Annotated in this window: 9 protein-coding genes and 1 pseudogene; 4 read left to right on the top strand and 6 right to left on the bottom strand. The window is 30.0% G+C overall.

Going from position 1 to position 12,091, the window contains the following annotated elements; translation table 11 throughout:
- Positions 1-29: 29 nt before the first annotated feature.
- Genes L8X24_RS04690 through L8X24_RS04675 form a run of 4 tightly spaced genes read left to right on the top strand, consistent with a single transcriptional unit; the run spans position 30 to position 3,790 of the window.
- The gene (locus L8X24_RS04690) at positions 30-464 is read left to right on the top strand and encodes a flagellar protein FlgN (RefSeq protein ID WP_263663826.1); all 435 of its coding nucleotides are present in this window, start codon (positions 30-32) and stop codon (positions 462-464) included.
- 10 nt (positions 465-474) lie between these two features.
- Positions 475-2,304: a flagellar hook-associated protein FlgK gene (gene flgK / locus L8X24_RS04685; RefSeq protein WP_263663825.1), complete on the top strand. Its 1,830-nt coding sequence runs from the start codon at positions 475-477 to the stop codon at positions 2,302-2,304.
- Positions 2,304-3,053: a TIGR02757 family protein gene (locus L8X24_RS04680; RefSeq protein ID WP_263663824.1), complete on the top strand. Its 750-nt coding sequence runs from the start codon at positions 2,304-2,306 to the stop codon at positions 3,051-3,053. Before flgK ends, L8X24_RS04680 begins: the two co-directional genes overlap by 1 nt.
- Complete coding sequence (locus L8X24_RS04675; RefSeq protein WP_263663823.1) at positions 3,038-3,790, top strand: TSUP family transporter; 753 nt, start codon at positions 3,038-3,040, stop codon at positions 3,788-3,790. Before L8X24_RS04680 ends, L8X24_RS04675 begins: the two co-directional genes overlap by 16 nt.
- On the opposite strand, the gene L8X24_RS04670 is transcribed toward L8X24_RS04675, so the two are convergent.
- The 6 genes and pseudogenes from L8X24_RS04670 to nifJ all read right to left on the bottom strand — a co-directional run bounded on the left by L8X24_RS04670 (position 3,787) and on the right by nifJ (position 12,004).
- On the bottom strand, positions 3,787-4,947 hold the full coding sequence (locus L8X24_RS04670; RefSeq protein ID WP_263663822.1) for a type II secretion system F family protein: 1,161 nt from the start codon (positions 4,945-4,947) through the stop codon (positions 3,787-3,789). The two genes, L8X24_RS04675 and L8X24_RS04670, sit on opposite strands and share 4 nt — an antisense overlap.
- Positions 4,944-6,458, bottom strand: a complete 1,515-nt coding sequence (locus tag L8X24_RS04665) for a GspE/PulE family protein (RefSeq protein ID WP_263663821.1) — start codon at positions 6,456-6,458, stop codon at positions 4,944-4,946. The genes L8X24_RS04670 and L8X24_RS04665 overlap by 4 nt, the downstream gene beginning before the upstream one ends.
- Positions 6,451-6,780: a hypothetical protein gene (locus L8X24_RS04660; protein WP_263663820.1), complete on the bottom strand. Its 330-nt coding sequence runs from the start codon at positions 6,778-6,780 to the stop codon at positions 6,451-6,453. Before L8X24_RS04660 ends, L8X24_RS04665 begins: the two co-directional genes overlap by 8 nt.
- Positions 6,761-8,151, bottom strand: a pseudogene (gene mshL / locus L8X24_RS04655) (pilus (MSHA type) biogenesis protein MshL). The gene L8X24_RS04660 and the pseudogene mshL overlap by 20 nt, the downstream one beginning before the upstream one ends.
- On the bottom strand, positions 8,123-8,383 hold the full coding sequence (locus tag L8X24_RS04650) for a hypothetical protein (RefSeq protein ID WP_263663819.1): 261 nt from the start codon (positions 8,381-8,383) through the stop codon (positions 8,123-8,125). Before L8X24_RS04650 ends, mshL begins: the two are co-directional and overlap by 29 nt.
- 66 nt (positions 8,384-8,449) lie before the next feature.
- Positions 8,450-12,004, bottom strand: coding sequence for a pyruvate:ferredoxin (flavodoxin) oxidoreductase (gene nifJ, locus L8X24_RS04645; protein ID WP_263663818.1), 3,555 nt, complete (start codon positions 12,002-12,004; stop codon positions 8,450-8,452).
- Positions 12,005-12,091 lie beyond the last annotated feature (87 nt).

Genomic DNA, 12,091 nt, shown 5'->3' with positions numbered 1-12,091 from the left:
TTGGGTTGGTGCCTAAGAAAGGATAAAAAATGGTTAAACAATATTTAGATGAAACAAATTCTATTTTAGAAAAACTCATCAATCTTACTTTAGAAGATATAGCACAAATTCAAGCTGCTAATCATAAACATGTAAGTAAAAGTGTTGAAGATAAAACTAAACTTGTAAATGACTTCCAAATTGCTAAAAAAAATCTTGACAAGGCTTTGGTAGAACTTAGTAACCAAGGAAACAATAAAGGCTTAGATGAGCTTTTGGATGACGAAGATAAAGAAAAACTTGCTCTTTTAAAGCAAAATTTAAATACCTTACACCAAAAAAATAAAGAATATGCCAAACTAGCTCTTATTATTAAAAATTTTTACGACAATCTTTTAAATGCAATGTTTGAACAAAATGGAACAAATAATGCTTATGGAGACAATAAAACAATTCCAGATTCATTATTTAAGATTAATGTTTAAAGGCTAAGTCATGGGAATTTTTGATAGCTTATATACCGGAGTTAGTGGCATAAGAGCTGCTGAGCTTCAAATTAACACAACAGGTAATAATATTGCCAATGCAGACGCAGTATTTTACACAAGACAAAGAGCTGTGCAAAGCTCAGGTATGTCTCTTGATAGAGGTGGTTTACACTTAGGAACAGGCACACAAATTGATACCATAAAACGATTGCACGATGAGCACTCTTATTATGAGTTAAAAAATGCCACTACTCAACAAAATTATACAAATTATTTAGGACAAATTTTACAAGAAGCAAGCCAAAGATTTCCTGATATGCAAGGAACTGGTATTTTACAAGATTATAAAAATTATTATGATGCATGGAATAATTTTGCTTCTAATCCAAGTGATGGAGCAAGTAAAATAGATCTTGTTAATAGTGCAAATACATTAACTCAAAACATACAAAAAACCCTACAAGATCTTAGCAAAATGCAACAAACTGTCAACGAGCAAATCAGACAAACTGTAGATGAGATCAATAATATTGGTCAAGAAATTGCAAATATCAACAAACAACTTGAAAATGAAGAAGTTTTACCTACTGATAATGCTAATCAATTAAGAGATAAAAGAGATGAACTTGAACTTAGACTTTCAAAATTAGTTGATGCAGTAGCCTGGAAAGGGAAAAGCTCTCAAGATAGTACCCTAGAATCTACTATGACTGATTCTGGAAGATATTATGATTTAAGTATTCAAGGTTTTAGTATAGTCAATGGCTCTAGCTTTCATCCTTTAAAATTAGATGATAATAATCCTAATGGATTTTATCAAATTTATTATGAAGTAAATGATGAAAACCGCTATGATTTAACTAGTAAAATTTCAGGTGGACAACTTGGAGCTCAGCTTGACCTTAGAGGTAGAAACTATGATGGCAATCACGATACTTACAGCGATGGAAAATTGCAAGAGTATAAAGATATGCTCAATACCTTTACAAAAACACTTATAACTCAAACTAATAATGTCTATGCTCAAGCAGCAACTGATAAAGTAAATTCGGATGATTTAAAAGGCTTAAAACCTGATACTTCTTTAATGAGTTATGATAAAAATATCCAAGCAGGAAGCTTTGACATCACAATTTATGATGAAGAAGGCAATGCAGTAGCTACTAGAACCATAAAAATTGATGTTAATACCACCATAGAAGATGTTGTTAAGCAAATCAATGCAGATATAGATGACAACCATGATGGAAAACCTGGTAATGATTTAAATGATTATTTTCAAGCCTTTTATCATTATGATGGACAAAGTGATAGTGGAAATTTCCAAATCAATGGCTTAAAAAAGGGTTATAAAATAGCTTTTAAAGACAATGGTACAAATTTCCCAGGTGCTTTAAATGTATCTTCGTTTTTTAATGGTCAAGATGCAAGCAATATCAATGTAAATTCAAGCATTAGAAATGATCCAAATAGCTTAAAAGCAAGCTCAAATGGAGTTGATGGAAACAATGATGTAGCTAATGCTATGTTGCAACTTCAAAATCAAAAAGTAAATTTTTATAATAAAGATGGTACAGTTGATACTATGTCTTTAGATGGATATTATAGAAAATTTACAGGTCAAATTGCTTCAGATGCTGAAAGCAATGGTTTTGCGCATGCAACTAATATGACAGTATTTAATACAGCCTATGCAGAATATCAATCAAAAAGTGGTGTAAATACTAACGAAGAATTAGCAGCGCTTATACAATATCAAGCAAGTTATGGCGCTGCAGCTAAAATCGTAACTACTGTTGATCAAATGCTTGAAACCTTACTTGGTTTAAAATCTTAATGCAAATTAAAGCTCTTTTAGATGAGGCTATTTTAAGTAAAAATACTCAAAAAGAGCTTTTCTCTCATCCTGATCCTTTGCAAATTGCAAGTGTTTATAAAGATGAAACTATAGCTTTGCTTTGCGCTTTATTTGCTTATGGAAATGCTAAAAATATTGTAAATTTTTTAAAAAAACTTGATTTTTCTTTGTTTGAAAGAAATGATGAGATTATTAAAAAAGAATGCAAAGATCTAAAATACCGCTTTCAAAACTCTCAAGACATAGCTCAAATTTTTATCACACTTAAACGCTTAAAAAATGAAGATAGCATAGAAAATATTTTTACCAAGGCTTATCAAAAAGAACAAAATATCACACAAGCAATAAAATTTTTTATAGAAACAATTTATAAGCTTAATCCTTATAAAAGCTATGGTTATGAGTTTTTCTTTTCAAAAGAATTTAAAACTCCAAAAGGTCCTTTAAAAAGATACAATATGTATCTTAGGTGGATGGTAAGAAAAGATGAGCTTGATTTGGGTTTGTTTAAAAATATCGATAAAAAAGATTTACTTATACCCTTAGACACCCATACTCATAAAGTTTCATTAAAACTTAAGCTTTTAAAGCGTAAGATTTATGATTTTAAAAGTGTTTTAGAGCTTACTCAAAGTCTTAAAAAATTTGATCCACAAGATCCTATAAAATATGATTTTGCTCTATATAGAATCGGACAAAACAAGGAAAGCTTATGGAGCTTGAATTAACTTATTATGTGATTTTATTTTTTGTTGCTGCTTTTGCAGGCTGTGTTGATGCGATTGTAGGTGGTGGTGGACTTATTACTATACCTGCTTTATTTGCTTGCGGGATCCCTCCTCATTTAGCCCTAGCTACCAATAAACTTCAAAGCACTTTTGGCTCACTTACTGCGGTTTTATCTTATAGAAAACATATGAATATAGAAAAAATTGCTTTAGGTATTTTATTTACCGCAATTGGAGCTGTTATTGGTACTTATGCAGTTTTACTAATAGATCAAAACGCTGTTAAAATCATTGTGCTAATATGCCTAGCTTTAGTTTTTCTTTATACTATTTTTAAACCTAATTTAGGAAATGTTCATAATGAAGCAAAAATGAGCGCCGCAAGCTTTCAAGTCACTTTTGGTTTATTGCTTGGCTTTTATGATGGCTTTTTAGGGCCTGGAACTGGGTCTTTTTGGATTTTTGCTTGTGTAATATTTCTTGGTTTTAGTATGAAAAATGCAAGCATTAATACTAAAATCTTAAATTTCACTAGCAATGTAGTGGCTTTAGGGGTGTTTTTATACTCTTATGAAGTACTTTGGAAAGTTGGTATTTTAATGGGTATAGGCCAAGTCTTAGGTGCCTTTGTAGGCTCAAAACTAGTCTTAAAAACACAAGGAACTTTTATCAAAAAACTCTTTTTAACTATGGTTGCTTTAACTATAGCTAAGGTTGCTTATGATTATCTTGTTTAAATTCCTTGACTAATTTGCCACATAGGTAAAAATACACCCAAGGCTAAAACTAAAATCAAACTCGCCATAAAAATTGTCATCAAAGGCTCTAAAACACTTAAAAGTCTTTGAGTGTAATTTTCTTTTTTATGTTCATAAAATAAAGCAAGCTCATAAGTACTCTCATCTAGTTTAGAACTTTTTAAAGCTAAATTTAACATTCTTATCGCAAAAGATTCAAAAAGCTTTATTTTGAAAAAAGCTTGATCTAAATCAAGTCCTGATTCAAATGAAGTCTTTATAATAAACATTTTGTTTTTAAAAAATTGATTTTCTATACCTTCACAAGCAAGCTCAAAAGCTCTTTTTATATCCACCCCTGCTTTCAATAAATAAGAAAAAATCAAGAAAAAACAAAATTTATCTTGATAAAATATTATCTTTCCAAAAATGGGAGAATAAAAAAGAATTTTATGAAAAAACAAAGACTTTCTAAAAGAGTAAGCAAGCATTATAAAAAATCCCATACCTAATAAAATAAATACATAAAAATGTTTAAAAAAATCTCCTAAAACAAAAAGAATTTGAGTGATTTTTGGCAAATCTAGTTCAAGTTGCAAAAATAAAGTTTTAAATTCAGGCAAAACCAAAATCATCAGTACAAAAAAAGCTAAAATAATACATGTAAAAACAAAAAGTGGATAAGTTATAGACTTTTTAAACTGCTTAAAACTATGAAGGTTTTTCTCTTTTAGATTAATGATAATCTCAAAAGCCTTATATAAATCCTCCTTACCGTCACAAATTTTTAAAACAGCACATTCTCTAGAATTTAAAACACCTCTAAAAGCTTCATTATAAGAGCTTCCATTTTTGAGTTTATTATAAATCATACTAAATATTGTAGCTATATGCACATCATGATTTGATCTTGCAAATTCTAAAATAGCTTCTTGTAAGCTTAATCCTGCTTTTAAAATCATACTTAAATCTTTAAGGATAAAAATAAGCTCTTCTTCTTTAATTTTATGTTTTGTTGTCCCAAAGTATTCTTCAACACTAATTATATTTTCAAATGATTTTTGTGCAAGATTTCTGGCTTCATATAGATTTTTGGCTTTAATTATACTTTGCTTTTGCTCTTTGTTTAAAGCATAAAAAATAATAAATTTTTTCAAAAACCAATCTTTCTTAGCTCATCTACACTTGTTAAACCAAGCTTAACTTTTTCCAAAGCATCCATACCTAAAGTTAAAAAGCCTTTTTTTAAAGCATATGTTAAAATATTTTCATAATTTGCATTATTTTCTATCATACTTTTTAAATTATGGTCTAAAAACAAAAACTCAGCCACCATTAAGCGCCCTTTATATCCACTATACATACACTTAGCACAACCCTTTGCTTTATAAAATTTTCCTTCAAAAACTTGATTTTGAAAATGAAATTTTTCATCGCTAAGTTCTTTACATTTACATAATTTTCTTACCAAACGTTGGGCTATGATCAAATTAAGCGCATAAGCTATTAAATACTCTTTTGCACCCATGTGTTTCATTCTAAAAATAGCTTCTATAGCACCATTAGTATGCAAGGTGCTTAAAACTAAATGTCCACTTAAAGAAGCTTTTAAAACTATATCCAAACTCTCCTCATCTCTGATTTCACCCACCATAATCACATCAGGATCTTGCCTTAAAACCGCTCTTAAAGCTTTGTGAAAATCAAAACCAGTTTTAGAATTTAACAAAATTTGCTGAGCATGTTTAAGTTTATATTCTATAGGATCTTCTAGAGTAATGATTTTTTTATTTTGATCAAGCTCGTTTAAAATAGCATGCATAAAAGTGCTTTTACCACTCCCCGTTGGCCCGCAAAATAAAATCAAACCATAAGGTGCATTCATGTATTTTTTCAAATAGATTAAATTTTCTTCTTTAATAAAAAGTCTATCAAGTTTTAAAACATGCTCATCTTGTTTTAAAATCCTAACCACCACACTTTGCCCAAATAACAAAGGCATAATTGAAATTCTAAAGTCATACTTTTGCTCTAAGATTATCTTAGAAAAACTCCCATCTTGAGCTTGTCTTTGTTCGGCTACATTAAGTAAGGCAATGATTTTTATATGCATTAATAAAGCCTGATAAGAATCTACATCAAGACTATGGATATATTTTAATTCTCCATCTATTCTAAATCTTATCAAAACTTCATTTTCCAAAGGCTCCAAGTGAATATCACTTGCTCTTAAAAAACAAGCATAAGTTAAAATTAAATTCAAAAACTGCTCTAATAAAAACTCATCTTTATTTTCATCACTTTTTAAATTAAGCTCTAATTTATCAAGATAGTTTTGAAAGCAAATTAAAAATTTAATCCTTTCTAGCAAGAATTTAAATTGTGTAACATCGCAAAGAAAAATTTTAATAACCTTTAAGCGGTATAAATTTTGTATTTTTTCTAAAATACTCTCATCTAAAGGTTTTAAAGAAGCTATATGAATATTTTCATCATCTTCATAAAAACAAAAAATATTATATTGTTCTATTAAAGAAAAAGGCAAAACATGAAGATATTTTTCTATTTTAAGAGTTTGATTTAAGTCTAAAATTTCCAATTTATACTCTAAAGCCAATTCTTGCAAAGAAAGTTCATTTAAAGCTTTTATTGTTTTTGCATCATTCAAAATAATTTCCTAAAAGTTTTTCATACTCTTCTTTAGCTCTTAAAGCATCTTCATACTTTCCAAGTTTTAATTTAGCATTGATAAAAACTAACCATGCTTCTTTTTCCAACAACTCAAATTCATTTGCCTCAATAGCCCAAAAAACGGCCTTTTGATAATCTTTTATTTGATAAAAATATTTAGCCAAATTTAAAGCATTTTCATAACTTGGGTGATTAATAAATTTTTCATAGAATACATTTTGCTCAAAACTTTCATTTTGAATATTCATTGCATTCAAAAAAGACAAACAAATTAAAAAATTAAAACATATCATCTTCATGTTCAAAACCTAATTCTTTCAAACTTAATACTTTTTTATCAGCTCTTATTAAACTTGGCTTGATGATAAAAACTATTTCACTAATATCTTCTAAATTTTGCTTTCCTTGAAATAAAGCACCAAAAAGTGGTATTTTAGATAAAGCACTTACTTCATTATGGTTACTAATCGTATTTTTACTAATCAATCCACCCAAAATTAAAGTTTGTCCATCATCAACTTCAACTACAGTAGAAAGCTTTTTTTGTATAGTATCTGGTGCTATATTTCTTGGTTTATTTTGTCTATGATTATCAACACTATATTTAAAATCACTCAAACTAGGATTAATCCTAAGCATGATTTTATGATCATCTGAAATTTCTGGCAAAATATTTAGTAAAATTCCTACAAAAATAGAATAATTATTATAAGTTTCACTAATAGTTGTACCATTTCAGTACCCTTAGAGCTTTCTTTTACTTGATAATTAATCGTATCACCTATGGAAATAATAGCTTGCTGATTATTAAGTGCCATAAGTTTTGGGTTAGAAAGTACAGTAGTTTTACCATTTTCTTGTAATAAATTTAAAATAGCCTTAGTTTCAACATTAGCTTTAAGATTAATATTTTTAACACCGCCTTTATTGATTATAAAATCATTATCATCTCCATTAAGTTTAAAAGCAAGCTCTTGCCAATTAATTCCACTTGAATGACTTTTATTTAAATGTACTGCAACTATACTTACATCAATTAAAACTTGTTTTTTAAGTCTTTTATTTAAATCTTTTAAATATTTTTCAACCCTTGTAAGCTCATACAAAGTAGCATTTAAAGTGATAATCCCTGCATTAGTATTAATAATAGGCTTAGTTGTATTTTCATCTAATAAAGCTTGTATTTCTTCTGAAATTTTTTCCCAAAAATCAAATTTATCCGTGCTAATGACCAAATTATCTGCTTCTTTAGCACTATCATAATCGCCCTGTTTAGGTCTTGAATCCACTGAAGCTTTGGTAATACTTTGCCCTTCTCTAATAGAGCTTATATAATGCACTTTAAAAGTTTTAACTTGTCTTCCATAAATTTTTAAAATATTTTTTTCATACTCATAAGCAAGATTATTTTCCATCAATAAAAGTTTAAAAATTTCTCTTAAAGACATTTTTCTTATGTGCAAATAATTTTGAGTATGATTTAACTTTTCTCTGGCTAATGAATCTTTTATTATAATACTAAAACCACATTCTCTACCAAGTTCATTTAAAATTTCAATCAAAGAAGTTTTATTTTCTACACTTATATCAAAAAAGCGTTGATGACACTGTGAAGCAAAAACGTTTGTAAAAGTTAAGATGCTAATAAATAAAAATATTATTTTTTTCATACAATTTTAAAACCATGATTTTTTCTTCCTTTATCAATACAACTTGAGAATTTTTAATCTCAACAATCTTAAAACCTTCAATATCATCATTTAAAGCATACCATTTATCATTAATCTTAACTTTATTAGAAATGATAGCTTGCAAAGAAAAATCAGATTTTATATTTGTAGTCTTTTGAAAAAAAGGATCTTGAATCAAAGAAAAATCAATATTACTGCAATCTTGATTCAAAAATGGGTACTTAGCACCAAAAGCACTAAGCACCCATAAACTCACAAGTAAAAATCGAAGCAAATTTTAATTTTCATTACTAAAATCAGCACTTGCTAGACGTTTAAGTTGTCTATAACGGCGTTGTGCTTCTGCTTTGTTTTTTTCAAATAATTCTTTTGCTTGCTCAGGATTTGATTTTTTCAAAGAATTATAACGCACTTCATTCATTAAAAAGCTTTCATATAAATCCCAATCAGGCTCTTTAGAAGAAATTGTTAAAGGATTTTTACCTTCTGCTTCTAAACGTGGATCATAAATATAAGTTGGCCAATATCCACATTTTGTGGCAAGTTCTGCTTGATTTCCTGAATTTCCAAGCCCACCTTTAATACCATGAGCTATACAAGGAGAATAAGCAATAATCAAAGAAGGTCCATCATAAGCTTCTGCTGCTATTATTGCTTTTAACAATTGCGCATAATTTGCATTAGAATTTACTTGAGCTACAAAAATATAACCATAAGTCATAGCAATTTGACCCAGATCTTTTTTCTGCACTGGCTTACCTGCTGCAGCAAATTGAGCTACTGAACCTGTTCTTGAAGATTTTGAGCTTTGGCCTCCAGTATTAGAATACACTTCAGTATCAAGCACTAAAATATTTACATTTTCACCACTTGCTAAAACATGATCAAGCCCACCATAACCTATATCATAAGCCCAACCATCACCACCAAAAATCCAATGTGATTTTTTACTTAAATAGCTTTTCAGTTCTAAAATATCATTTACAGTTTTAATCTGTTTATTTTCTTCTAGCAATGGCACTAACTTATCTCTTAGCTCTAAAGAAGCTTTAGAATCTTCTTTATTTGCAATCCATTCTTTATATAATGCAGAAAGCGCATTAGGAACTTCTTGCATACTTTCATTCATGATTTGCTCAATTTTATGTCTTGTTGTTTCAGTTGCTATTTTCATACCAAGACCAAATTCAGCATTATCTTCAAATAAAGAATTACCCCAAGCTGGTCCATGACCATTTTTATTACTTTTTCTATATGGAGTTGAAGGAGCTGAACCACCATAAATAGAACTACAACCTGTCGCATTAGCGATAATCATTCTTTCACCAAACAATCTAGTGATTAAAGTGATATAAGGAGTTTCTCCACACCCTGGGCATGCTCCATGGAATTCAAATAAAGGTTGAGCGAATTGAATACCTTTTGCATTTTCTCTATTTAAGATATTATCTTTATAGCTTACTTTTTTGAATAAATAATCTGCATTTTCCTGCTCACCATGATCAAGCTCTTCACCTAGTGGAACCATTACTAAAGATTTTTCTTTAGTTGGACACTCATGTACACAAAGCTCACAACCTGTACAATCAAGTGGCGAAACTTGAATTTTGAAATTTAATTTTTGCTCTTTTACGCCTTTTGCATTTAAACTATGTTCTTTTACACCTGCTGGAGCATTGTTTAATTCTTCTTCATCAATCAAGAAAGGTCTAATAACCGCATGCGGACACACTGAAGCACATTGATTACACTGAATACAATTAGTTTCTATCCATCTTGGCACCATAACACCAACGCCTCTTTTTTCATACTCAGTAGTACCATGCTCAAAACTACCATCTTCATAACCCAAAAATGCTGAAACTGGTAAATCATCTCCCTTGGCTGCATTCATAGGTTTTGCGATTTTTTCAACAAATTCAGTGCCTTTATAGGCTATAGTTTCTTCTTTAACTTCATCAGCTAAATTTGCCCAAGAAGGATCAATATCAACTTTTACAAGTCCATCTGCACCCACATCAATAGCTTTGTAATTCATCTCAACTATAGCATCACCTTTTTTACTATATGATTTATAAGCCAATTCTTTCATATATTTTTGCGCATCTTCAAAAGGAATGATATTAGCAAGCTTGAAAAACGCTGATTGCATAATTGTATTTGTTCTACTACCTAGTCCTATTTCTCTAGCAAGTTTTGTAGCATTAATAATATAAAAATTAATTTCTTTTTGCGCTAAAACCCTTTTTACTGCATTTGGAATCTTCTTAATAGTCTCTTGCGCACTCCAAATACTATTTAAAAGGAAAGTTCCACCTTTTCTAATGCCTGCTAAAACATCATAAATTTCTAAATAAGCAGCCACTGAACACGCTACAAAATGCGGTGTAGAAACTAGATAGGTTGAAGTGATAGGTTTTTTAGAAAATCTTAAATGGCTTCTTGTATAACCACCTGATTTTTTAGAATCATAAGCAAAATAAGCTTGTGCATAAAAGTCTGTTTTATCCCCTATAATTTTAATAGAGTTTTTATTCGCCCCTACAGTACCATCAGCACCAAGTCCATAGAATAGGCACTCTATAGTACTCTCATCACCCAAAGAAATTTTTTCTCCCACAGGCAATGAAGTAAAGGTCACATCATCATTAATTCCTATGGTAAAACCATCTTTTGGATTTGCTTGATTTAAGTTTTCAAAAACCGCTAGAAGTTGAGCAGGATCAACATCTTTTGAAGAAAGTCCATATCTACCACCAACGATTAAAGGTGCTTTTTCTTTTCCATAATATGCGCTTTTCAAATCTAAATAAAGTGGCTCACCTAAACTACCTGGCTCTTTAGTTCTATCTAATACAGCAATTTTTTCAACACTTTGAGGCATTACATCAAATAAATATTTTAAACTAAATGGTCTATATAAATGAACTTTTAAAACCCCTACTTTTTCGCCTTTGTTGTTTAGATGATCTACAACCTCTTTTAAAGCTTCAGTCACTGAACCCATTGCTACTACAATGCGCGTTGCGTTTTTATCCCCATAATATACAAAAGGTTTGTATTCTCTTCCTGTAATTTTTGAAATTTCTTGCATATATTCATTAACAATGTCAGGAATAGCTTCATAATATTTATTTGCTAACTCTCTTGTCTGAAAATAAATATCATCATTTTGAGCCGTACCTCTTGTTTTTGGATTTTCTGGATTTAGACAGGAATTTCTAAATTCTAATAAAGCTTCACGGTCAAGCAAACGATCAAAATGCGCATAATCCATTACTTCAATTTTTTGGATTTCATGGCTTGTTCTAAAACCATCAAAAAAATGCATAAAAGGTACTCTACCTTTAATAGCTGCTAAGTGTGCAACACCTGCTAAATCCATACTTTCTTGCACAGAATGCGAACAAAGCATAGCAAAGCCTGTTTGTCTTGCCGCATAAACATCTTGATGATCGCCAAAGATAGATAGTGCTTGAGAAGCCAAAGCTCTAGCTGCCACATGAATAACCCCAGGTAAAAGCTGACCCGCGATTTTATACATATTTGGTATTTTTAGTAAAAGTCCTTGAGAGGCAGTATAAGTAGTAGTTAAAGCGCCAGCTTGCAAAGAACCATGAACCGTCCCTGCCGCTCCTGCTTCACTTTGCATCTCTACAACTTTAACCGGTACTCCAAAAAGGTTTTTTTTACCTTGAGAAGCCCATATATCAGTATAATCTGCCATTGGTGAACTTGGGGTAATAGGATAAATTCCGGCAACTTCTGTAAATGCATAAGCTGCATAAGCTGCTGCTTCATTACCATCCATTGTTTTCATTATTTTACTCATCTAATTATCCTTATAATTAAAATAATTACTTAAAATCAATAGCTACTTTATCTTGAATTGTCTTAAACAATGATAAAAAATTTTTAT

The organism is Campylobacter sp. CNRCH_2015_0814 (assembly GCF_025772765.1).
Lineage (GTDB): Bacteria > Campylobacterota > Campylobacteria > Campylobacterales > Campylobacteraceae > Campylobacter_D.
The sequence above is the reverse complement of the archived record's forward strand: the minus strand, read 5'-3'. Positions and strand labels throughout refer to the sequence as shown.

Excerpts from the sequence above, each read along its gene's own strand:
- L8X24_RS04690 (WP_263663826.1), top strand. The coding sequence starts at position 30 with ATGGTTAAACAATATTTAGATGAAACAAATTCTATTTTAGAAAAACTC.
- L8X24_RS04680 (WP_263663824.1), top strand. The coding sequence starts at position 2,304 with ATGCAAATTAAAGCTCTTTTAGATGAGGCTATTTTAAGTAAAAATACT.
- flgK (WP_263663825.1), top strand. The coding sequence starts at position 475 with ATGGGAATTTTTGATAGCTTATATACCGGAGTTAGTGGCATAAGAGCT.
- L8X24_RS04675 (WP_263663823.1), top strand. The coding sequence starts at position 3,038 with ATGGAGCTTGAATTAACTTATTATGTGATTTTATTTTTTGTTGCTGCT.
- L8X24_RS04660 (WP_263663820.1), bottom strand. The coding sequence starts at position 6,780 with ATGAAGATGATATGTTTTAATTTTTTAATTTGTTTGTCTTTTTTGAAT.
- nifJ (WP_263663818.1), bottom strand. The coding sequence starts at position 12,004 with ATGAGTAAAATAATGAAAACAATGGATGGTAATGAAGCAGCAGCTTAT.